Source organism: Nocardiopsis salina YIM 90010 (assembly GCF_000341025.1).
Classification (GTDB): Bacteria; Actinomycetota; Actinomycetes; order Streptosporangiales; family Streptosporangiaceae; genus Nocardiopsis; species Nocardiopsis salina.
Genome location: NZ_ANBF01000090.1, coordinates 1 through 21,776, shown reverse-complemented (window position 1 = coordinate 21,776; position 21,776 = coordinate 1). Strand labels below are relative to the sequence as shown.

Genomic DNA, 21,776 nt, shown 5'->3' with positions numbered 1-21,776 from the left:
GGGGGCGAGCGCCAACGACGGCGGCGGGTCGATCCGGATCCCGGCGGCCTGCTGCGGGTTGGTGGGGCTCAAGCCGGGGCGCGGGCGGGTTCCGTTCGGCCCGAACTGGGGCGAGCCGATGCACGGTGCGTCGGTCAACGGCGCCGTCACACGCACGGTTCGCGACACCGCGGCGCTGCTCGAGGCGGCCGCCGGACCGGAGGCGGTCTCCCCCTACCCCATCGCCCCGCCCGAGCGCCCCTACACCGAGGAGGTCGGGCACGACCCGGGCCGGCTGCGGATCGGGTTCACCGACCGTTCGCCCCTGGGCACGCGGGTGCACCCGGAGGCGGTGCGTGCCGTGCGCGACGCGGCCGCGCTGCTGGAGGGCCTGGGGCACGAGGTGGAGGAGGCCGAACCCGACATCGACGGGCGAGCGCTCACCGAGGACTTCGTGACGCTCTGGTACGGGTCGATGGCCGCGCTCGTGGACGGGATCAAGACCGACACCGGGTGCTCGGACGACGACTTCGAGCCCGACACGCTCATGCTCGCGGCGATGGGGCGGGCGCGCACGGCCGCCGACTACGTGCGCGGCAACGAACGCTGGAACGACCACGTGCGGGCGCTGGTGGAGTTCCACACGCGGTACGACCTGCTGTTGACACCCACCATCGCGGGACCGCCGGTGACCGTGGGGCGCCTGGACCCACCGGCGTGGCTGCGTTCGGCCGAGCGGTTGCTGGTGCGTACCCGCACCGAGCGGGTGGTGACCGCGACCGACCTGGTCACCAAGGAGGTCATGAACAACCTGACGGCGACTCCGTTCACGCTGATGGCCAACCTGACCGGGGTTCCGGCGATCTCGTTGCCGCTGCACCGGACCGCGTCCGGCCTGCCCCTCGGTGTGCAGTTCGTGGCGCCTGCCGCCGGCGAAGGGGTGCTGCTGAGGCTTGCGGGGCAGTTGGAGCAGGCCCACCCGTGGTCCGACCGCCGGCCGGGCGGGGTACCGCTCCCCGGGGCCTCGGAGGCCGGGCACCGCTGAGTCGGGGTTTCGGGCCTCTCCCGCCCGGGACTCTGCCGTGCCATGATGACGGGACCCAGAACGGGAGGTCGACACCCGGGTGTGCCAGGGGCCGAGCCGATCCGCGCCGGTGACCGGGCGAGCCGGGGAGGCCCGCGCCGGGCACCGGCCGCGCTCATGGAGCAAACCTTCGACGCCCTCGATCAAGCTGGAGCCCAGGATGGGTGAGACCTCCGCCGCGGACGACGTTATCTCCGTGACGGATCTGCGCGTGCGCTACCGCGGAACACACGCCGACGCGGTACGGCAGATGGACTTCACCGTGGGGGCGGGCGAGGTCTTCGGGTTCCTCGGCCCTTCGGGGCCGGCAAGTCCACCGTCCAACACGTACTGACCCGCCTGCTCCGCCACGACGGCGGACACGTGCGCGTACTCGGCCGCCCGTTGCGGAAGTGGGGCCGGGAGTACTACGAACACATCGGTGTGGGCTTCGAAACGCCCACCGAGTTCACCCGCTTGACCGCACGGGAGAACCTGGAGGTGTTCGCCTCCCTCTACCGCGGCCAGGTGGCCGACCCCGTCGAGCTGCTGGACCGCGTCGGCCTCCGAGAGGCCGCGGACCAGCGTTCGGGCACCTTCTCCAAGGGGATGAGGATGCGCCTGAGCCTGGCGCGGGCACTGCTCAACCACCCTCGCCTGCTCTTCTTGGACGAACCCACCTCGGGCCAGGACCCCGTGCGTGCCGCCCGCCTGCGCGAGGTGGTCCGGGCCGAGGCGGACCGCGGAACCACCGTCTTCCTCACCACCCACGACATGCGCACCGCGGAGGACCTGTGCGACCGGGTCGCCTTCGTCGTCGACGGCCGGATCGCCGCCGTCGACACCCCGGACGGGTTCCGCCGGCGCCACGGACGACCCGGTGTCGTCGCCGAGTACGTGGCCGATGGCCGACCGCGCCGACGCTCTTTCGACCTCGCGGACCTGGGCGCCGGCGGTGAGCTGTCAGCTCTCGTGGCCACGGGCTCGGTCACGTCCCTGCACACGCGTGAGGCCACACTCGACGAGGTCTTCGCCGCAGTCACCAAGGTGTCGCTGTGAACCGGCTCGTCGGGACGTTCGTTCTGGAGGCGAAGCTGGCGTGGCGCTACGGCATCCTGGCGGTCGCCGCAGTGCTGGCTCTGCTCTGGACCGGGTTGCTCCTGGCCCTACCCACAGCGGGGGCGCAGGCGCTGCTCCCCTATCTGCTGTTCCTGGACACGGCCGGGTTCGGGGCGCTGTTCGCCGTTGCCCTGCTCATGTTCGAGCGGGTCGAGGGCACCGACGCCTCGCGGTCGGTCACCCCCGTCGGGCCCAGGACGGCCGCACCGGTCCGTGTTGTGGTGCTGACCCTGCCCGTCGTGGCCATGGCGATCCCCCTGATCGTTGTGACGGTGCCGCCCCAGTCGGTCTCGGGCGCTCTCGGGCACGCCACGGCCGGGGTCGTGCTCACCTCGGTCCTGCTGGTGGCCGCCTGCTCGGGCCTGGCCGCCCGCACCCGTACGTTGCAGGGGGCCCTGCTCGCCACTGTCCCGGCCGTCGCTCCGCTCATCGCGGTCCCCGTGCTGCATCTGGCCGGTGTGGTACAGAGCCCGCTGCTGTGGGCCGTGCCCACCACAGCGGGTGCAGATCTGATCGGACGCGGGCTGACCGGCGGGGCGGGCGCGCCCCAGGGCCCCGGCGGAGGGATCGCGCTCCTGTACGCGGTGGGGTGTGCGGCCGCTGTCTGCTGGTGGGCGGCCCGGCAAGCCGTCCCCTCCGGGGCGAGGCCACGCCGCACCGGCCCCGCGTCCACGGAGGACGGTTCCTCGGGGGTGCCCCAAGGTCCGCCCCGGGACGCCGCTCACCATTCTGCTCGTGCTCGCCCGCGGCACCCTGTCCATCCCAGGGGCCGGGGACACCCTGTCCTGAGCTTGGCCCGGTACGAACTCTCGGGTGTGCGCCGTGACCCGTTGCTCCTGACCGTGGCGCTGGCACCCTTGCCCTTGGCACTGGTGCTGCGTTGGACCTACCCGGCGCTGTCCGGATATCTGCGGTCGACCTACGGTTTCGACCCCGCTGAACATGCCTCAGTCGTGTTCGGGGCGCTGGTTCTGCTGCACATCCCCCTGATGGTCGGTGCCGTGACAGCGCTGCGCGTCACCGAGGACATCGACGACCGCACCCTGCAGGTGCTGCGTGTTTCCCCCCTGTCCCTGAACGCCTACTTCGGGTTCCGGACGGGAACGGCCCTCCTTCTGGCTCTGATCGGGCTGGCGATCGCCGCGCCCTTGTCGGGCCTGGCCCCGGCGTTGTCGTCCGGACTGGCCGCTGCCGTGGTGCTGGCCGCCCTGTTCGCGCCCTTGGTCGTACTGGCAACCGCGGCGTTCGCGGGCAACAAGGTCGAGGCCCTGGTCGTCACCAAGACCGTCGCGGCCGTCTCCGTCCTGGCCCCGGTGCTGACTTGGGTGCTGCCCGCACCCTGGTGGTCACCACTGCTCGTGCTGCCGCCCACCTGGGCACTCCTACCGCTCCCCGGCTACCCGGCGGACAGCCTCGCCTCACCGGTCGTCCTTCTCGGTGGATCGGTGACCGCAGTGGCGGCCGCTCTGGTCCTGGCCCTGCGGATACGGTCGCGTCTGCTCACATGAGGCCCGGACGGGCCGTGTCCCGGCAGCTACCGTCCTGGTTCCCTCCGCGGACAGGACCTGACCGGGGAAACCCTCGCCGCCGCGATCGGCGATGCGGTCTCGGGGGAAGAGATGGCCTCCGCCGCGGAAACGATCGGTTCCACCGGCCCTGGCAGCGACCAGAAGGTCCACAACAGGTGACCGTCGGGGGCCGCGACGACCTGGATGTTCATCCCGTGGAGCTGGTACTTGCCCGAATAGAACGTCCGGTCGGCTGCTACACGGTCGCAGGCGATGAGGGATCCGTCCACGATCACACCCCCACCCCTTGCGGCGTGCGCGGCGTAGTCCTTGCTCCAAGGTGGGGGCCTGCTCGGCCAGCAGGCGTGTGGTCTCGCGTACATAGCGCCAGGCGGTGGTGGTGGGGTGCCGCCACCTCGAGCCGGCCTTCCTGCGGTGGGTGCGGATCGTGCGGGCGGCCAGGTTCAGGGGTCGGCGTGACAGGGGCAGCGCATGGGTGGTTTCAGTGGGCTGGTGCAGGACTGTGACCTGCACCCTCAGGATGAAAAAGGATCATTCTCGGTTCAATGCTCACGGGGGATGACGAACGCAAGAAAGGAACAGGGACGGAAGCGCTTGTCTGCACCCCTGTTCATCGAATTCTTCGCCATGCTCTTGAAACACGAGCACGTGGTGGTTGATCTCGCCGAAACCTCCTCCGGTCACCCACAGGAATCCATCCGACCGATGTTCGGCGCCACGAAAGCGAACGCCGCAGCGAGGGCGACCAACGCCACTCCGAACTGCGGGTACGCGCCTCTTCGACCGGGGTATTCAGGCCGTTCGAACAGCTGGACCGGTTACGGCCGACGGCTCGTACGCTCCCGGGAAAGTGCGCGCTATCCGGCCGGCGGTTCAGCGATGAACGCGGAGCGAGGGGGAGATCATGGCAGCGCACCAGGAGCGCTTTCCCAGAGTGGTGGTCGGTGTGGACGGCTCCGACCACGCCGGGGCCGCTCTGCAGTGGGCGACCGCCGAAGCAGCCCGACGTGGAGCCGTGCTCCGTCTCGTTCACGCCCTGGGGCCGCCGTCACTCGTGTCCACCGAGCGGACGTCGGCCCGCTTCCGACCCACCGATGAGATGGAGGAGCAGGCCACCGCCGTGCTCGCCGAGGCCCGAGAGTACGTGGTCGGACTTCGACCGGATGTCGGGACCGAGTCCGTCATGACCTCCGAGGACGCTCCCCGGGCCCTGATCCACCAGTGCCGTCCGCACGACCTGCTCGTGGTCGGCACCCGGGGGTTGGGGCCGGTCACAGCGATGCTGGTGGGATCGGTGAGTACACACGTGGCAGCCCGGGCCCCTTGCCCGGTCGTGGTGGTGCCCCACGAGGGGGCCTGCCGGCCACCACCTGCCTCGACCGGATCGTCGTCGGCGTCTCCTTCTCCCTCGAGGTTCGCCGCGTCCTGAAACTCGCGATGGACCTGACTGCGGAGACCCGGGGCGAGCTGGTCGTGGTCAACAGCTGGGAGATGCCCCGGTCTGCCGGTTATCAACTCGAAGTGACCAGAACCGAACACCGGTCCTGGGAGGAGATGTTCGACCGCCAGTCCGAGCAGCTGGTCGACGGGTTGCTCACCGACCTCTCGCACGAACGGGGTGCTGTCGACATCGAGGTGAGCGTCGTACGCACCCGTTCCACCCCGGTCGACAGCCTGTTGCGGATAGCAGAGGGGGCCGACGCGATCGTCGTGGGCGCTCACCGGCACGGCACAGTACTGGGGTGGCTGCTCGGTTCGGTGAGTCAGGGCCTCCTGCACCGCTCGCACGTCCCGGTCGTGGTGTTGCCCAAGCACCGGGGCAGGGGCTGGGCCCCGCTTGTATCACGTTCGTGGTGAGCATCAGCACACTCGTTTCACCGTGCATATCCGCAGCCTTGCAGGATTCCTCGGGGCTGGCCGACATGCGTTCTGCGCTCCCATCTTGACGCGCACCCACTGCACGCGCGCGTCGCCGGCGTGAGCGGGCCAGGCCGCACTTACAAGCCGAGATTCGGGGACAGATCACGCGCGAGGCCTGCGATCACATGTGACCACGGCCCGGCCTCAGGACTGGCTCGGGCTTCGCCGGGCGAGGTGTCACGGACTCCCCCGCAGTGTGTTCCGGTCGTGCGCCTCTCCGCCGACGTCGGGATCACCCTGGGCCTGGCCTGGTCGCGGGTCGAATGGGGCCGCTGGCGGATGCGGAGATGGCGGGGCCGGCGCCGAATGCGGCAAGAAGCAGCGCCGGCCCCACAGGCGCCCGGGCGTCCCCCTATGAGCCTTGAGACCCGCGGCGGCCCGCGTGCTCCTTCGGGTCGCAACCGGTGAGCACATCACCAGCCCACCACCCACCCCGAGGCCCGTACGACCAGGACACGAGCAGATCCCCGAAACAGGACGTTGGTCCCGAGCGGACCACCCGGGCCGGCGCAAGACGCATGAGCCCGGGGCGGAAGGCATCCGCAGACCGCTCCTTCCTCGCCGTGGCCGGCCCCGGTCATGCGGTCGACGGGCCGGCCCTGGCAGATGTGACCGGCAACGGCCTCGACGACCTCATCGTGACCTCAGCCCACGATGAGGACTTCGACCGGGGCGACCTGGATGGCGACGGGATGTTGGACCTGGCGGCCGGGGTGCCCGGGGAGAACGAAGCCAGCACCATCAGCTACAAGCCTTGGAGCCAGGACACGCCAGGGCGCGAGGGTGCCGGGCCGCATGGGCGCATCAGCACCATCCGTCCCGGATTAACCACGCCGCCCGCGGGAAATGCCTGTGACCACCATCACCCCCCATGCCCCGCGGGGCAGGAAGGCGGGCAGCGCACATGAGCGGCAACAGAGGCGTCATCTACCAAGGTCCCGGCGAGGTCGAGGTCACCGACATCGCCTACCCCGAGTTCGAACTCAAGGACGGCCCCGGGGTCAACCCGGCCAACGTGGGACGCAAGGTCCCCCACGGCGCGATCGTCAAGGTCGTGGCCACCAACATCTGCGGCAGCGACCAGCACATGGTCCGCGGCCGCACCACCGCCCCGGCCGGGCTGGTCCTGGGCCACGAGATCACCGGCGAGGTCGTCGAGGCCGGCCCCGGGGTGGAGTTCGTCCAGGAGGGCGATCTCGTCTCGGTGCCCTTCAACATCTCCTGCGGGCGCTGCCGCAACTGCAAGGCCCGCCGCACCGAGATCTGTCTCAACGTCAACCCCGACCGCCCCGGCTCCGCGTACGGGTACGTGGACATGGGCGGTTGGGTCGGCGGCCAGGCCCAGTACGTCCTGGTGCCCTACGCGGACTGGAACCTGCTGGTCTTCCCCGACCGCGACCGGGCGATGGACAAGATCATGGACCTGACCATGCTCTCCGACATCTTCCCGACCGGATACCACGGGTGTGTGAGCGCCGGGGTGGGTGTGGGTTCGACCGTCTACATCGCCGGCGCCGGGCCGGTGGGGCTGGCCGCGGCCGCCTCCGCCCAGCTGCTGGGGGCGGCGGTGGTGATCGTCGGCGACCTCAACGCCGAACGCCTGGCACAGGCGCGCGGGTTCGGCTGCGAGACCATCGACATCTCGCAGGGCGACCCCGCCGAGCTCATCGAGCAGCTCCTGGGCACCCCGGCGGTCGACTGCGCGGTCGACGCGGTCGGGTTCGAGGCGCACGGCACGGGCTCGGAGGCGGGCAACGAGGCCCCGGCGAGCGTTCTCAACACCGCCATGGACGTGACACGGGCCGGCGGCGCCATCGGGATCCCGGGCCTGTACGTGACCGGTGATCCCGGCGCGGTCGACGACGCGGCCAAGGAGGGTTCGCTCTCCATCCGTTTCGGGCTGGGCTGGGCGAAGTCGCACGCCTTCTACACGGGCCAGTGCCCGGTGATGAAGTACCACCGGGAGCTCATGATGGCGATCCTGTACGAGAAGGTGAACATCGCCGACGCGGTGAACGCCGTGGCGATCCCGCTGGAGGAGGCCGCACGCGGTTACCAGGAGTTCGACCGCGGAGCCGCGAAGAAGTACGTGCTCGACCCCAATGGCTACCTCGGCACCGGCTGAGGCAGGCCCCGCACGGACCAGGCCCGCCCGGTTGTCCCGGGCGGGCCTACGCACGGGGCCAAGAACCGTGCCAGTAACCCCCAAATCGTGTTTAACGAGGTCACACGTGGCCAGCCCGGTAGTGGAAGGCTCTTGTCGCCGATCACTACGGGGGAAGTCGTCATGGCCGAGAACTCCAACAGTCCACATGTGAGCGTTTTCGCCTCGCCCGGGCGCTACGTGCAGGGGCGAGGCGCCCTGAGCCGCCTGGGATCCCTCGTGGTCGGGTTCGGTTCCAAGCCCCTGGTGCTGGCCGACGACGTGGTCCGCGACCTCACCGAACCGGTGCTCTCGGGCTCCTTCGACGAGGCAGCGCTCCCGTTGGTCTTCGAGCGGTTCGGCGGCGTGCCGACCCGTGCCGAGGCCGACCGGGTCTCCTCGGCGATCGACGAGCACGGCCACGACGTGATCATCGGTCTGGGAGGCGGCGCGGCCATCGACACCGCCAAGGCCGCCGGCGACAACGCCGGCGTGCCGTGGGTGAGCGCGGCGACGGTCGCCTCGACCGACGCCCCGACCTCGGCACTGTCTGTGATCTACACCGAGTCCGGGGCGTTCGAGGCCTACCGGTTCTACGACCGCAACCCGGCGCTGGTGGTCGTGGACACCCAGTACGTGGCCGAGGCCCCGCCCCGGTTCCTGTCCGGCGGTGTGGGAGATGCGCTGGCGACCTGGATCGAGGCGCGGGCGGTACGCCGCGCCCACAGCCACAACATGGTCGAGGGTTTCCCGACCCACGCGGGCACCGCCCTGGCCGAGCTGTCCTGGGACCTGCTGTGGAGCTCCGCGCTCCCGGCCTTGGAAGCGGTTCGCAGCAACCTGGTCACCCCGGACGTGGAGGCGATCGTGGAGGCCACCACCCTGCTGTCCGGCCTCGGGTTCGAGTCGGGCGGTCTGGCCGCGGCGCACGCGGTGCACGACGGGCTCACTGCGGTGGACCGGACCCACCACCTCACCCACGGGGAGAAGGTCAACATCGGTTCGCTCACGCAGATGCTGCTGGAGGGCGAGGAGGCCTCGGAGATCGACGAGTTCGCGGAGTTCACCGCGCGGGTGGGTCTGCCCACGACCCTGACCGAGGCCGGGTTGGGCGAGGTCGACGAGGCAGTCCTGGAGGAGGTCGTGCGCGCGGCCATGGACCCGTCGGAGACCATCCACAACCTCGCGTTCGAACCCACTCACCAGGACGTGCGCGACGCTCTGCGCGCCGTGGAGGGTGTGGGCCGTCGTGCCCGGTCCCGCGCGGGCCTGGGTGAGCCGACCCCGGAGGACTACACCTGAGGCGTTTCGTCCGCCGGTGAGAGCCTTCGTCCGATGTGACCCCCGCATCAGTTGGGGCGGCCGGGGGAGAAGGAGTACCGTTCCACTCCCCCGGCTTCATCGAATCGACCGCCTCGCGAGAAGGGGACGCAATCGGATGAGCACGACCTGGGAACCCCGATCCCCGGGGGTCCTCCAACTGCCCTCGGGTCGTCTGTTCCGTGGACGGGGCCTGGCCAAGACCCTCCCTGAGGGTCCTCGGCCGGACTTCGCCCTGTACCTGCTGGGACACGAACCCCCCGACGTCACGTGGACCAACCGGTGGCTGCACTGGCCCGACTTCGGGCTGCCCACCGACCGCAAGGCCGCAGCCGAGGCCTTCTGGGAAGCCTGGGAACGCGCCGAGACCGAACGGGTGGAGATCGCCTGCGAGGGCGGCCACGGCCGCACCGGCACCTCCCTGTCCTGCCTGGCCGTGCTCGACGGGATGCCGGCCCGGGAGGCGGTGTCCTTCGTCCGGTACAACTACGACCACAACGCCGTCGAGACACCCTGGCAGCAGCGCTACGTCACGCGCTTCGCCGACCAGGTGCGCAGTTGAGCGCGCGGGCCCCGGGCCGTCGGGGCCCGCCCTCACCCCTTGAGCGCGCCGGCCATGAGCCCGCGCATGAAGTACCGCCCCAGCACGAGGTAGATGACCAGTGTCGGCAGGGAGGCCAGCACCGCGGCGGCCATCTGCTGGTTGTAGGGCACCACCATCGATCCGGCCACGTTGTTCAGCTGCACGGTGACCGGCCAGGTGTTGGGACCGGTGAGGAAGACCGCGAACAGGAAGTCGTTCCACGCCGAGGTGAACTGCCAGATGAGGGTGACCGCGAAGACCGGCGCCGAGACCGGCAGGATCACCGACCGGTAGGTGCGCAGCAGCCCCGCCCCGTCCACGCGCGCCGCCTCGATGAGGGTGTGCGGGATCGTCGCGTAGTAGTTGCGGAAGATCAGTGTGCAGATCGGGATCCCGTAGACCGTGTGCGCCAGGATCAGCGGGAACAGACCGCCCATGAGCCCGGCCTCGACCATGGTCTGCTGCAGCGGGATCATCACCGCCTGGTAGGGGATGAACATCCCGAACAGGAACAGGGTGAATACGGTGTCGGCCCCGGGGAAGCGCCAACGGGCCAGCACGAAGCCGTTCATCGACCCCAGCACCGCCGACAGGATCGCGCTGGGCACGACCATCTGCACGCTGTTCCACAACCCCGGCGCGAGGGCGTCCCAGGCGGCCGCCCACCCCTGCAGGCTCCAGCTCTGCGGCAGCAACCAGGCGCGTGCGGCGGTGGCCTCGTCGAAGGGCTTGAACGCCGTGACCAGCAGGACGTACATCGGTAGCAGGAACAGGGCGGCCAGCACGAACAGGACGGTGAACTTGGCCGCCTGCCCCAGCGGTGTCGTTCCAGGTGCCCTGCTCACGGTGGCCGTGACACGTTCGGGCGCGCTGCGGTTCACCGGCCCTCACTCCGTTCCTTGCGGATGGTCCACACGAGGTAGGGGATGACGAAGACCGCCACCGCGATGAGCAGGTAGCTGGCGATGGTGGCACCCTTGGCCGGGTCGCGGACCTCGAACACGGTCGTCCACATGTACACGGCGGGCACGTCGGCGACGATCTGCTGTCCGGCGATGGCGATGATGAGGTCGAAGACCTTCAGGGACATGTGGCCGAGGATGATGACGGCGCTGAGGGTGACCGGTCTCAGCTGCGGCATGACCACGTGGCGGTACACGCCCCATTCGGAGCAGCCGTCAACGCGTGCGGCCTCGCGCAGTTCCTCGGGCACCCCGCGGAACCCGGCCAGGAACAGCGCCATGATGTAACCCGACAGCTGCCAGATCGCGGGCAGGGCCATGGCTGCCATGCCCATGTTCGGCGCGGTCCACCAGTCGTTGACCAGGAAGTCCAGGTCGAACTGGACGAACAGGGCGTTGAGCCCGGTGGCGCGTTCGGCGGGGGCGGGGTTCATGAGCCAGCGCCAGACCACACCGGTGGCGATGAAGGACACCGCCATGGGCGCCAGGAACAGGGTGCGGAAGGCCGCCTCGCCACGCAGCCCCTTGTCGAGCATGAGCCCCAGGAACCACCCCAGGAACAGGGCGCCTCCCACGAACACGGCGGTGAAGACGACGGCATTGCCGACGGCTGCGGGCCAGCGCGACTCCTGCCAGAGTTCGGCGAAGTTGGTCAGGCCGACGAAGGAACCGTCCTGGACGGGGGCGTGCTGGTCGCTGAGGGCAAGGCTCGTGTTCCAGCCGATCATGCCGTAGACGAAGACGCCGATGAGCAGGATCGACGGCAGGACCATGAGCAGACCGGGCAACCAGGTGCGGGCGCGTACCCGCATGCGGTGCAACCGGCCGGGGGTTCGGGGCCGGGGCCGCCCCTCGGTACCGGCCCCGGCCTGTGCGACGTGTGGGCTCATTCGGCTTGCGCGGCCTCGTGCAGGGAGGCCTGGAGGGTGCCCAGGTCGCCGTCGCCGAGGTAGAGGCCGACCGCGGTGTCCACGTCGTTCTTCCACCGGTTGCCGACGGTGACGCCGTGCCAGAACGACCCGGCCAGTTCGGGGTCGTCCTGCCACTCGGAGAGCGCATCGGACAGGTAGGCGCTGTCCTCGTACGCGGCCGGGTCGGTGTCGTCACGGGCGGGGACGGAGCCCTTGACCGGGTTGAACAGGTCCTGGCCCTCGGCGCTGGAGACCAGTTCGAGCCAGGAGCGGGCGACGTCCTCGTTGGGTGCGCCCTCGGGGAGGGTGAAGCTGTCGGAGAGCCACATGTAGGTGCCGTCGGTTCCCGGGGAGGGCGCCCAGTCGTAGTCCTCTCCGGCGGTGGCGCCGATCTCGTCGAAGTAGCCGGCGGCCCAGTCGCCCATGATGTTGAAGGCCGCCTCGCCCTCGGAGACGCGGCGCGAGGCCTCCTGCCAGTCCTCGGCGGCCGATTCCTCCTGGGTGTGCTCCATGATCTGTCCGAAGGACTCCAGGGCCTCGGTGACCTCGGGGGTGTCCCAGTCCGCCCCGGGCTCCCACAGCTCCTTGTAGGCGTCGGTGCCCAGGGAGCCGAGCAGGACCGATTCGAGCAGGTGGTCGACGGTCCACTGCGCGCCCACGGCCATGGGGACGGCGTCGGTCTCCTCCTCGACCGCCTCCAGAGCCCCGATCAGTTCGTCGAGGGTCTCGGGGGTCTCCTCGACTCCGGCTTCCTCGAGCACACCGGGGTTGGACCACAGGACGTTGGAACGGTGGACGTTGACCGGGACAGAGTAGACGCTGCCCTCGTAGGTGATCTGTTCGGTGAGCTGGTCGGGCATGGCCTCCTGCAGGCCCTGCTCGTCGAAGAAGTCGTCGAGCGGCTGCAGATAGCCGGCCTCGATGTAGTCCTGGAGTTCGGCGCCGGCGTGGCCCTGGAAGGAGTCCGGCGGGTCCTGGCTCTGCAGGCGGCCCTCGAGCACGGCCTGGGCGTTGGTGCCCGACCCTCCGGCGACTGCGGCGTTGACGAAGCCCACGCCGGGGTGATCCTGCTCGAAGCGTTCGATGAGGGCGTCGAGGCCGGCCTCCTCACCTCCGCCGGTCCACCAGGAGAAGACCTCGACCTCCGTGCCGTCCCCTCCGTCGTCTCCGCATCCTGAGGCGAGGAGGGCCGCGGCCAGGACCGCGGCCGACAGCTGGGTACACCGTGCACGCATGGGGGGTCCTCTCCAGACGCGGGCCGGGGCGACCGGGTCGTGGGTCCGGTCGTCGGACGATCCGCCGTCATGTGCTTCAGATCACGTTCATCCCGCTTTGCTCAACCCTGGAACTCACGCGTTACTGCGTCAACAGCCGAACGAATCCTTCACCGAGCCGTGACCATTCGGGAATCCCGTACCTGGGAGCGCTTCCCGAAGGGACCGGGGCGCCTTTGGCCCCCGTGGCCCGGGACGGCAGGATCGGGGCATGGATGTCCTGAGCAGCCGAGTACTGATCCGCCCGACCGACCCCGAGCGCAGCCGCGTCTTCTACCGCGACGTGCTGGGCCTGGCCGTGCACCGCGAGTTCGGCCGACCCGAGTCGCCCGGAACGGTGTTCTTCCTGGGCAACGGGTTCCTGGAGGTCTCCGGGAACGCCGAGGCCATCGCGCCCGCGGGCATGGTGCTGTGGGTGCAGGTGCGCGACGTGCACGCCGAGTACAGCCGCGCGGTCGGACGCGGGGCCGAGGGCCTGCGCGAGCCCAAGGAGGAGTTCTGGGGCCTGGTGGAGGGCTGGATCGCCGACCCTGACGGTGTGAAGATCGTGCTCGTGCAGATCCCCGAGGACCACCCGCTCCGCCGCGACCAGCGCACGTTCTGATCCGAGCCTTCTGATCCGGGCCCGGTCCCGGGACGGCCCGGGGCCGGGGCACGCCTGAGACGTCACGTTCCCAGGGCGAGTGTCACACCGAGGGTGAGCATGAGGGCCACCACGAGCAGGCCGAGTGCGGTGGCCACGGCGCCGCCGCGTGCGGGGCCGGCGGGGGCGTCGGCGGCGGTGAGGGTTCCGGGGCGCAGGACCCTGCGCAGCGCCAGGAGGCCGTAGGTGCGGAGGAAGCCGGCGCCGAGCACGTGGCGGCGGGCCGGCTGGTGGACCTGGCGCCGGAGCGGCCGGTGCGTGTGCGGTTGCACTGGCAGCGGTGGAACGTCTCCTCTCCTGCACTGGACGCGGTCTCACAGTCCGTGCTCTCGGTGGCCGCCGAGTATTTGCACGCCACGGAGTGAGGGTGCCCTCACCCGGACCCGGCGGGGTGTACTGCGAAGGGTGCCGTAACCTGGGCCGGGGTCCCGGCCTGCGCCGGGACCGATGCGTGTGCGGCCGACCGAAGAGCCCGAGGAAGAACGTGAACATCAAACCCCGTACGACGGCCTTGATCTTTCGTGTGGTCGCGGCGTTCGAGGCCTTCACCTGGGCCGGGCTCCTCATCGGCATGGGGGTGAAGTACCTGGGCAGCGGAAACGAGATCGGCGTGCAGATTTTCGGCCCGCTGCACGGTGGCGCATTCATCGTCTACGTGATCGTGGCGCTGGTGGCGGCCCTGAAGTTCCGGTGGAGCGCGGGGGTGACGCTGCTGACGCTGGCCGCTTCGGTTCCGCCCCTGACGACGCTGCTGGCGGACTGGTGGCTGCACCGCACCGGGCGCCTGACCCCGATCTCGCACCCCGAGCTTGAGGCAGAGCCCGTGGCGTGAGCATCAACGCCGGATTACATTGGGAACATCGAACCGAAAGGTTCGATGTTCCTTTTTTGTGCATGCACATGATGACACGGAACAACAATGTGCATTAACACGAAAAGAACTCCGGGCGATGGTGCGAAAGAACAGGCAAACAGCCCTTGCGTTTACTACAGAAAAGCCCGATGCTCCAGAGGGGCACCGGGTTTACATTGTGGCCGGATTCGGCCCCTCATTATTCTGTGGAACCCTTTGCCAAACCCTGATGGCGCATGTTCTTTTACTACTGGCACATCAACGTCGGCAGAAGGAAACCTCCATGCCAGACTCCCCCACCGCCGGACCCGACCGCAGAACCCTGTTGCGCGGCGCCGCCCTCACCTCGGGCGCGGTCGCGATCGGTGGAGCGTTCACCGTCGCTCCCGTACAGGCGTCCCCGGTCCGGATCGCCGAACCGTCGCTGTACACCCGCTCCGACTGGGACGCCCGATCCCCCTCGAGCCCGGTCCAGATCCTGGCCGAGCCGCCGACCCAGATCGTGGTGCACCACACAGCAACTCCCAACAGCGACGACCTCTCCGAGAGCCACGCACTGGCGCTGTCCCGGTCGATCCAGAACTTCCACATGGACGACAACGGGTGGATCGACGCCGGACAGCAGCTCACCATCAGCCGCGGCGGGCACATCATGGAGGGCCGCGACCGTGCACTGCCGGCCATCCGCGAGGGCACACACTGTGTGGGCACGCACGTGGCCAACCACAACAACACCACGATCGGGATCGAGAACGAAGGAACCTATACCGACGTCGAGCCCACCGGCGAGCTGATCGACGCCCTCGTGGAGACCCTTGCGTGGCTGTGCGAGGCCTACGGACTCAACCCCGAGGACGCGATCGTGGGCCACCGCGACTTCAACGCCACCGAGTGCCCGGGCGAGGTCCTCTACGGGATGCTGCCCGACCTGCGCAGCGCGACCACGAGCGTGCTCGAGGCCAAGGGAGTGCAGATCCCGCCGCGCGGCGGCACCCACCCGGACAATGCGCCGTCCTACCCCGAGGTGCCAGCCGACGAGCCCGAGCGCACCTTCTACCACGGTCCGGCGCGGGGACCCGACGACATCTCCCGCTGACCGGCGCGCGACCTCTCACCCCGCTCGAGGTCGAGCGCCCTGCCGGTGCCCGCCGTCGCTCCGACGGCGGGCACCGGTGTGTGCGGGAGCGGTTCAGCCCGTCCGTCCGGCCGTATCCTGCTCCAACTCCTGGCGCAGCCGGAACTTCTGGATCTTGCCGCTGGGTGTGCGCGGCAGGGACTCGACCACTTCCACCCGTTCGGGCCAGTAGGGCTTGGCCACCCCCTGGTCGGCGAGGAAGAGGCGCAGGTCCTCCAGGGTGAGCCCGCACGCCCCGTCCGCGAGGGTGACCACGGCGCAGGCGCGTTCCTGGAGCCGGGGGTCGGACACCGCCACCACCGCGACCGTGTCGATGCCGGGGTGCTCGGCCAGCACGTTCTCCACGTAGACCACGGGGATGTTCTCCCCGCCGCGGATGATGACGTCCTTGGTGCGTCCGCGGATGCCCACGTACCCGTCGGCGTCCAGGCAGGCCAGGTCCCCGGTCTCGAACCAGCCGCCTGTGAAGGAGGCCTCGGTCAGATCGGGACGTTCGGCGTAGCCCACGAACAGGAACGGCCCGCGCACCTGCAGCCGCCCCTCCTCGCCCGCCGGCAGCGGGGTCCCCGCGTCGTCGACCACCCGCACGCTCATTCCGGGCCAGGGGCGCCCGTCGGTCCCCACGATCTTGTGCTCGGGATCGTCCGGGCTGCCCAGGGTGACCAGGGCGTTCTCGGTCTGGCCCCAGCCGCCCAGGACCGCCGCTCCGGGCAGTTCGGTGCGGGCCCGGCGCAGCAGCACCCGCGGGACGGGCGCGCCCATGCAGCAGAACCTGCGCAGGGACGACAGGTCGCGCCCGGCGAGGTCGGGCAGGGACAGCACGTCCTGCAGGAACGGGGTCGCCGCCGAGGTCGAGGTGATGCGGTGGCGTTCCACGAGGTCGGCGAACCGGGCCGGGTCCCACACCTCCTGGTAGACGCCCGTGGCGCCCAGCCTCAGGGCCAGGCGCACCCCGTAGAGCAGCCCGGTCAGGTGCGCGAACGTGGAGGCCACGTGCAGCACGCTGTCGGGTCCGTGGCCGAGCCGGGCGGGCAGGGGCTCGAGCGCGGCCGCGAGCGTGTTGTGGGTGTGCATGACGCCCTTGGGCTCACCGGTGGTGCCGGAGGTGAAGATGAGCAGGGTGAGGTCGTCCGGTTCCGGGCGCAGGGCCGCCAGGGTGGCGGGGTCGCGTCCGCGGTCGGCGACCAGGTCCGACCAGGGGCGGGTGCCCCCGGGTGCGGGTTCGCCGGCGTCGGGCACCACCACGACGTGTTCGAGGTCGGGCAGGTCGGTGCGCATGCGTTCGGCCATGGCCACGTGGTCGAACCCGCGGAAGGTGCGGGGCACGACGAGCACCTTCGAGCGGGCCAACCGTAGTGCGTAGCCGACCTCGCGTTCGCGGTGGGCGGGGATCACGGGGTGGCTGACCGCCCCGATGCGGGTGGCGGCCAGGTGCAGGACGATCCACTCGGTGCGGTTGGGCAGTTGGAAGGAGACCACGTCGCCGGGGCGCACCCCGAGGTCGAGGAGGGCCCCGGCGCAGCGGTCGACCTGCGTGCGCAGGCTCGCGTAGTCGGTGCTGCAGTGGCTGTCGACGGCGGCGGTGCGGGCGGGGGCGCGGTCGGCGGCCAGGTCGAGGTCGTCGGTGATCGGCCGGCCGGGCCAGTGGCCGGAGGCGGTGTGTGCCGCGATGCGTTCGGGGGTCAGGTGGGTGCTCAGGGTCATCGCTGTGCCTTTCCTCAGCTCATCGTGAGTCCGCCGCTGACGCTGACGGTCTGGCCGGTGACGAAGGAGGCCTCCGGGGAGGCGAGGAACACGACGGCGTTGGCCAGGTCCGTGGGCTCGCCCAGTCGGCGCAGGGGGATCGCCTTGGTCAGGGCATTGCGCAGCTTTGGGTCCTCGCCGCCGATGGATGAGAACAGGGCGGTGTCGGTGGGCCCGGGGCTGACGCAGTTGACGGTGACGCTGTGGCGGGCGGCCTCGCGGGCGGCAGCCTTGGTGAAGGCGATGACCCCGCCCTTGGCGGCGGAGTAGACGGCCTCGCCCGAGGAGCCCACGCGTCCGGCGTCGGAGCCGATGTTGACCACCGCTCCCCTGCCGCGGGCGATCATGTGCGGCAGCAGGGCGTGACAGGTGTGCAGGACCCCGTAGAGGTTGATCTGCACGATGCGGTCCCAGTCGGCGGAGTCGGAGTCCACGAACGCTCCGGCGGTGTCCCATCCGGCGTTGTTGACGAGCACGTCCACGCCGTCGAACTCCTCCTGGGCACGGGCGAGCGCGGCGGCGACGGAGTCGGGGTCGGTGACGTCGGTGCCCAGGCCCAGGGCGCGCCCGCCCAGGTCCTGCGCGGTCTGCTTCGCTGCGGTCCCGTCGACGTCGGTGGCCACGACGTGGGCGCCCTCGGCGGCGAGTTTGCCGGCCACAGCGCGGCCGATACCGCGTCCGGCGCCGGTCACGAACGCGACCTGGTCCTGCAGTCGTCCCATGGTGGTTGCCTCTCGTTCTCGGGGCGGGGTCAGGGGGCGAGCTCGCGGCCCAGGCGCTGCCGGGCGATGACGAGCTTCATGATCTGGGCCGTGCCGTCGCCGATCTGCAGCCCGAGGACGTCGCGCNGGGTTAGCCGTACTGGCCGTGCAGGAGCAGGCACTGCTGGGCGATCTCGTGTGCGGTCACCGGGGCCCACCACTTGCACATGGCGGCCTCGGAGGTGTGGGACTGCCCGGTGTCCTTGAGCCAGAGGGTGCGCAGGCACAGCAGGCGGGCGGCGGACAGCCGGGTCTCGGCCTCGGCGAGGGGGAAGGCCACGCCCTGGAACGTGCTCAGGGGCCGGTCGAAGGCGGTGCGCTCCCCGACGTACTCCCATGTCTCCTCGAGGGAGCTGCGTGCGGCGCCCAGGCACTGGAGCCCGATGAGCGCGCGGCTGAAGTCGAAACCCTGCAGGACGTGGGAGAACCCCTCTCCCTCGGGGCCCAGCCGGTGGTCGGCCGGCACCCGCACGCCGTCCAGGTGCACGGCGCCGCGGCCCACCGCCCTGGTTCCCATGTCGGAGTAGGGTTCGCGGGTCACGCCGGGCAGGTCGAGCGGGACGAGGAAGGCGCTGATGTCGCGTCCGCGCCTCCGGTCGGGACCGGTGCGGGCGATGAGCACGGCGGCCGAGGCCTGCCCGCAGAAGGACAGCGACTTCACGCCGTCGAGCACGTAGGACTCGCCCTCGCGCCGGGCCCTCAGGTGGAGGTTGGCGGCGTCGGAGCCGGCATGGGGTTCGGTGAGGCCGATGCCGATGAGGTCCTGGCCCGAGCACAGGCGCCGTACCCAGGTTCCCGCGAGTTCGGCCGGGGCGTGCTCGGCGAGGATCTGCCCGACGAGGGAGCCCACGACCTGCACATAAGCGGCCGAGACATCCCCGGCGGCGATCTCCTCGGCCACGAGCCCGGAGGTGATGCGGTCGGCGTCGTGTCCGCCCAGATGCGGGGGCAGTTCGGGGGCGATGAGGCCGTGGGCGCCCATGGCGCTCAGGAGTTCGGGTTCGAGGCGGCCTGTGGCCTCGCGATCGGCGGCGCCGGGGGCGACGTGGGTGCGGGCCAGGGCCCGGGCCTTCTCGGCGGCCCCGGCCTGGGCAGGGGTGGGTGCGAAGTCCATGTCGGTCCCTGGCTCAGACGAACCGGGAGAAGTCGGGGTCGCGCTTCTCGGAGAAGGCGCGGGCGCCCTCCTGGCCCTCCTCGGAGGAGCCGAAGAGGTCCAGGGCCGACATCGACAGGCTGCTGGGGCCGGCCTGGTGGTCGGTGTCGGCATTGAAGGACTGTTTGAGGAAGCGCAGTGCGGTGGGGCTCTTCTGCCCGATCTCCTCGGCCCACCGGTGGGCGGTGGCCATGAGGTCCTCGTCGGGCACGACGGTGTTGACCAGGCCCCAGCGCTCGGCGGTCTCGGCGTCGTGGAGGTGGCAGAGGAACCACATCTGGCGGGCGCGCTTCTCGCCGACGACGCGGGCGAGATAGGCGGTGCCGAAGCCGGCGTCGAAGGATCCGACCTTGGGCCCGGCCTGACCGAAGCGGGCGCTCGCGGCGGCGATGGACAGATCGCAGAGCACGTGCAGGACGTGTCCCCCGCCGACGGCGACCCCGTTGACGGCGGCGATGACGGGTTTGGGGATGTCGCGGATGATGCGGTGCAGGCGGCCGATCTCGAAGAGCCCGCTGTCGGTGGGGCCGTAGTCGCCGGTCTCGGCCCGCTGTTTGACGTCGCCGCCGGGGCAGAAGGCCTTCGTCCCGGCGCCGGTGAGGATGACCGCGCGCACTGCGGGGTCTCCCCAGGCGCGGCGGAAGGAGGCGATGAGTTCGTCGACGGTGCGGCCCCGGAAGGCGTTGTGGCTGTCGGGGCGGTCGATGGTGATGACGGCGGTGGTGCCCTCGACGGAGTGGTCGACGTCCTGGAACGGTTCCATGTCCGGCCTCCCTGAATCTTGGCTCAGCAGAAGTGAACTTTTATTCATTTGCGATGAACCTAGATTCACGCAACTCGGGTGTCAAGACCTCCGCCGCGTTGACAGCACACGGGAGTGAACGTAGCTTCACCTGACATGAACACCGGTTCACCGGCGGAGGCCGCGCGCTCGGCGCGGGCCGAACAGCGCCGCCACCAGCTCCTGACCGCCGCGGCCCGCCTCATGGAACGCGACGGTTTCCACGGGGTCTCGATGCAGGCCCTGGCCGAGGAGGCCTCGGTCAGCGTCGGCCTCATCTACCGCTATTTCGGCGGCAAGGACGAGGTCCTGCTCGCCGTCATCTGGCGCGTGCTCGACGCCTTCGCCTCCCAGGTGCCCGAGGCCATCGACAAGGCCGGCGCCGACCCGGTCGAACGCACCGCCGCCGCGTTCGCCGCCTACTGCACCATCATCGACGAGCACCGCCACGCCGCCGTGCTCACCTACCGCGAGAGCCGCACGCTCAGCGCAGAGGGGCGCGCCCACATCAAGAACGCCGAGGTCGAGACCGGCCGCCCGCTGCGTGCGTGCCTGCGCGAGGCCGTCGACGAGGGCCTGTTCCGGGACGTGGACGTGGAGCTGTGCTCCTACGACCTGCTGCTGCTCGCCCACGGGTGGGCGCTGAAGTACTGGTACTTCGAGCACAGCCACGACCTCGAGGACTACGTGCGCACCCAGACCGCGCTGATGTTCGGCGGCCTGTTGCGGCCCGAGCACCGCGGCTCCTACACCCACCTGCTCGCCGGCTGAGGCCGTCACACGCGTGTGGGCCGCCTCCCCGGCGGGAGACGGCCCACGTGGTTCCGGGACCGCGGCGCGCGGCGGCGGGCGCGCGGATCAGGCGCGCGACAGGCGCTCGGCCAGCCAGGCCTCGACCTCGGCGGCCGAGCGCGGCAGGGCGGCCGACATGACCGTGCGCCCCTCCTCGGTGACCAGCACGTCGTCCTCGATGCGCACGCCGATGCCGCGCAGTTCCTCGGGGACGGTGAGGTCGTCGGGCTGGAAGTACAGGCCCGGCTCGACGGTCAGGACCATGCCGGCCTCCAGCTCGCCGTAGAGATGGGCCTCCTGGCGGGCCACGGCGCAGTCGTGCACGTCCAGCCCGAGCATGTGGCCCGTGCCGTGCAGGGTGTAGCGCCGCTGCAGACCCAGTTCGAGGACCCGCTCGACCGGGCCCTCCAGGAGCCCCCACTCGACGAGGCCCTCGGCGAGTACACGCTGGGCGGCCTTGTGGAAATCGCCGAAGGGGCGGCCCGGGGCGACGGCGGCGATGCCGGCCTCCTGGGCGGCGTACACCAGGTCGTAGACCTTGCGCTGCAGGTCGGTGAAGGTGCCGGAGATCGGCATGGTGCGGGTGACGTCGGCGGTGTAAAGGGTGGTGGTCTCCACACCGGCGTCGAGCAGCAGCAGGTCGCCCTCGCGGACCGCGCCGTCGTTGCGGGTCCAGTGCAGTGTGGTGGCGTTGGAACCGGAGGCGGCGATGGTGCCGTATCCGACGTCGTTGCCCTCCACGCGGGCGCGCAGGAAGAACGTGCCCTCCACGAACCGCTCGGAGGTGTCCCGGGCCTGCGGCAGGGCGGCGGCCACGTCGCCGAACCCGCGCACCGTGGCGTCGACGGCGCGCTGGAGCTGGCCGACCTCCCACTCGTCCTTGACCAGGCGGTGGTCGGCCAGGGCCACACCGAGTTCGCAGTCCAGGCGGGCGGACTTGGCGCGCGCCTCGCTGTCGGTGTCGCCGCGCACCTCGTCGACGAGGGCGTCCACGTCGGCGTCGTGGCCGCGCGCCACACGCAGGGCCGTGGTACCCGAGCGCAGGGCCTCGGGCAGAGTGCGTACGTCGGCGGTGGCCACACCGAACAGGGCGGAGGCCTCCTGGAGGCTGT

The 21,776-nt window shown here is 70.6% G+C and carries 19 protein-coding genes and 2 pseudogenes; 12 read left to right on the top strand and 9 right to left on the bottom strand.

What is annotated here, in order from left to right:
- The 8 genes and pseudogenes from D474_RS28235 to D474_RS0110280 form a co-directional block, all read left to right on the top strand.
- A partial coding sequence (locus D474_RS28235) for an amidase (RefSeq protein ID WP_017613503.1) occupies positions 1-1,024 on the top strand: 1,024 nt, incomplete at its 5' end.
- 199 nt (positions 1,025-1,223) lie between these two features.
- Positions 1,224-2,101, top strand: a pseudogene (locus tag D474_RS28230) (ABC transporter ATP-binding protein).
- A complete protein-coding gene (locus tag D474_RS0110310; RefSeq protein ID WP_017613501.1) occupies positions 2,098-3,669 on the top strand; it encodes a fluoroquinolone export ABC transporter permease subunit in 1,572 nt (523 codons plus the stop codon). The pseudogene D474_RS28230 and the gene D474_RS0110310 overlap by 4 nt, the downstream one beginning before the upstream one ends.
- 925 nt (positions 3,670-4,594) lie before the next feature.
- Positions 4,595-5,547, top strand: a pseudogene (locus D474_RS28220) (universal stress protein).
- A 626-nt stretch (positions 5,548-6,173) separates the two neighbouring features.
- A complete protein-coding gene (locus D474_RS0110295) occupies positions 6,174-6,518 on the top strand; it encodes an FG-GAP repeat protein (RefSeq protein ID WP_152476727.1) in 345 nt (114 codons plus the stop codon).
- Complete coding sequence (gene fdhA / locus D474_RS0110290; RefSeq protein ID WP_017613499.1) at positions 6,515-7,735, top strand: formaldehyde dehydrogenase, glutathione-independent; 1,221 nt, start codon at positions 6,515-6,517, stop codon at positions 7,733-7,735. Before D474_RS0110295 ends, fdhA begins: the two co-directional genes overlap by 4 nt.
- Before the next feature lie 162 nt (positions 7,736-7,897).
- Positions 7,898-9,055 (top strand): glycerol dehydrogenase, encoded by a 1,158-nt coding sequence (locus tag D474_RS0110285; protein WP_017613498.1) that lies wholly within the window; start codon positions 7,898-7,900, stop codon positions 9,053-9,055.
- A gap of 136 nt (positions 9,056-9,191) precedes the next feature.
- The gene (locus D474_RS0110280) at positions 9,192-9,635 is read left to right on the top strand and encodes a protein-tyrosine phosphatase family protein (RefSeq protein ID WP_017613497.1); all 444 of its coding nucleotides are present in this window, start codon (positions 9,192-9,194) and stop codon (positions 9,633-9,635) included.
- Between the two features lie 32 nt (positions 9,636-9,667).
- On the opposite strand, the gene D474_RS0110275 is transcribed toward D474_RS0110280, so the two are convergent.
- The 3 genes from D474_RS0110275 to D474_RS0110265 are packed head-to-tail and all read right to left on the bottom strand — an operon-like array spanning position 9,668 to position 12,764.
- Complete coding sequence (locus tag D474_RS0110275) at positions 9,668-10,537, bottom strand: carbohydrate ABC transporter permease (RefSeq protein WP_017613496.1); 870 nt, start codon at positions 10,535-10,537, stop codon at positions 9,668-9,670.
- A complete protein-coding gene (locus D474_RS0110270; RefSeq protein WP_017613495.1) occupies positions 10,534-11,508 on the bottom strand; it encodes a carbohydrate ABC transporter permease in 975 nt (324 codons plus the stop codon). The genes D474_RS0110275 and D474_RS0110270 overlap by 4 nt, the downstream gene beginning before the upstream one ends.
- Positions 11,505-12,764 carry an ABC transporter substrate-binding protein gene (locus D474_RS0110265; RefSeq protein WP_017613494.1) on the bottom strand — a complete coding sequence of 420 codons (1,260 nt, stop codon included), beginning with the start codon at positions 12,762-12,764 and terminating at the stop codon, positions 11,505-11,507. Before D474_RS0110265 ends, D474_RS0110270 begins: the two co-directional genes overlap by 4 nt.
- A 250-nt stretch (positions 12,765-13,014) precedes the next feature.
- Between D474_RS0110265 and D474_RS0110260 the strand changes: the two genes are divergently transcribed.
- Positions 13,015-13,407 (top strand): VOC family protein, encoded by a 393-nt coding sequence (locus D474_RS0110260; RefSeq protein ID WP_017613493.1) that lies wholly within the window; start codon positions 13,015-13,017, stop codon positions 13,405-13,407.
- A gap of 62 nt (positions 13,408-13,469) precedes the next feature.
- Here the strand turns inward: D474_RS0110260 and D474_RS33275 are convergent, their stop codons facing one another.
- Entirely contained in the window at positions 13,470-13,718 is a 249-nt protein-coding gene (locus D474_RS33275; RefSeq protein ID WP_239647036.1) for a hypothetical protein, read from the bottom strand.
- A 212-nt stretch (positions 13,719-13,930) separates the two neighbouring features.
- On the opposite strand from D474_RS33275, the gene D474_RS0110245 reads away from it, so the two are divergent.
- Positions 13,931-14,278, top strand: coding sequence for a DUF3817 domain-containing protein (locus tag D474_RS0110245; RefSeq protein WP_017613490.1), 348 nt, complete (start codon positions 13,931-13,933; stop codon positions 14,276-14,278).
- A gap of 304 nt (positions 14,279-14,582) precedes the next feature.
- Positions 14,583-15,395, top strand: coding sequence for a peptidoglycan recognition protein family protein (locus D474_RS0110240; protein ID WP_017613489.1), 813 nt, complete (start codon positions 14,583-14,585; stop codon positions 15,393-15,395).
- Between the two features lie 93 nt (positions 15,396-15,488).
- Here D474_RS0110240 and D474_RS0110235 read toward each other — a convergent pair whose 3' ends face one another.
- The 4 genes from D474_RS0110235 to D474_RS0110220 form a co-directional block, all read right to left on the bottom strand.
- Positions 15,489-17,138 carry an AMP-binding protein gene (locus tag D474_RS0110235; RefSeq protein ID WP_017613488.1) on the bottom strand — a complete coding sequence of 550 codons (1,650 nt, stop codon included), beginning with the start codon at positions 17,136-17,138 and terminating at the stop codon, positions 15,489-15,491.
- Between the two features lie 14 nt (positions 17,139-17,152).
- Positions 17,153-17,899, bottom strand: a complete 747-nt coding sequence (locus D474_RS0110230; RefSeq protein ID WP_017613487.1) for an SDR family NAD(P)-dependent oxidoreductase — start codon at positions 17,897-17,899, stop codon at positions 17,153-17,155.
- Between the two features lie 130 nt (positions 17,900-18,029).
- On the bottom strand, positions 18,030-19,052 hold the full coding sequence (locus tag D474_RS28215; RefSeq protein WP_017613485.1) for an acyl-CoA dehydrogenase family protein: 1,023 nt from the start codon (positions 19,050-19,052) through the stop codon (positions 18,030-18,032).
- Positions 19,053-19,065: 13 nt separating this feature from the next.
- Positions 19,066-19,854, bottom strand: coding sequence for an enoyl-CoA hydratase-related protein (locus D474_RS0110220; protein ID WP_017613484.1), 789 nt, complete (start codon positions 19,852-19,854; stop codon positions 19,066-19,068).
- 135 nt (positions 19,855-19,989) lie between these two features.
- Between D474_RS0110220 and D474_RS33855 the strand changes: the two genes are divergently transcribed.
- The gene (locus D474_RS33855) at positions 19,990-20,643 is read left to right on the top strand and encodes a TetR/AcrR family transcriptional regulator (protein ID WP_017613483.1); all 654 of its coding nucleotides are present in this window, start codon (positions 19,990-19,992) and stop codon (positions 20,641-20,643) included.
- 87 nt (positions 20,644-20,730) lie between these two features.
- Here the strand turns inward: D474_RS33855 and D474_RS28210 are convergent.
- Positions 20,731-21,776, bottom strand: a 1,046-nt coding sequence (locus tag D474_RS28210; protein WP_017613482.1) for a M24B family metallopeptidase, incomplete at its 5' end; no start/stop codon positions are given.

Coding starts and splice junctions, on each gene's coding strand:
- fdhA (WP_017613499.1), top strand. CDS start 6,515: ATGAGCGGCAACAGAGGCGTCATCTACCAAGGTCCCGGCGAGGTCGAG.
- D474_RS0110285 (WP_017613498.1), top strand. CDS start 7,898: ATGGCCGAGAACTCCAACAGTCCACATGTGAGCGTTTTCGCCTCGCCC.
- D474_RS0110280 (WP_017613497.1), top strand. CDS start 9,192: ATGAGCACGACCTGGGAACCCCGATCCCCGGGGGTCCTCCAACTGCCC.
- D474_RS0110270 (WP_017613495.1), bottom strand. CDS start 11,508: ATGAGCCCACACGTCGCACAGGCCGGGGCCGGTACCGAGGGGCGGCCC.
- D474_RS0110265 (WP_017613494.1), bottom strand. CDS start 12,764: ATGCGTGCACGGTGTACCCAGCTGTCGGCCGCGGTCCTGGCCGCGGCC.
- D474_RS0110260 (WP_017613493.1), top strand. CDS start 13,015: ATGGATGTCCTGAGCAGCCGAGTACTGATCCGCCCGACCGACCCCGAG.
- D474_RS0110240 (WP_017613489.1), top strand. CDS start 14,583: ATGCCAGACTCCCCCACCGCCGGACCCGACCGCAGAACCCTGTTGCGC.
- D474_RS0110235 (WP_017613488.1), bottom strand. CDS start 17,138: ATGACCCTGAGCACCCACCTGACCCCCGAACGCATCGCGGCACACACC.
- D474_RS0110230 (WP_017613487.1), bottom strand. CDS start 17,899: ATGGGACGACTGCAGGACCAGGTCGCGTTCGTGACCGGCGCCGGACGC.
- D474_RS28215 (WP_017613485.1), bottom strand. CDS start 19,052: ATGGACTTCGCACCCACCCCTGCCCAGGCCGGGGCCGCCGAGAAGGCC.
- D474_RS0110220 (WP_017613484.1), bottom strand. CDS start 19,854: ATGGAACCGTTCCAGGACGTCGACCACTCCGTCGAGGGCACCACCGCC.
- D474_RS33855 (WP_017613483.1), top strand. CDS start 19,990: ATGAACACCGGTTCACCGGCGGAGGCCGCGCGCTCGGCGCGGGCCGAA.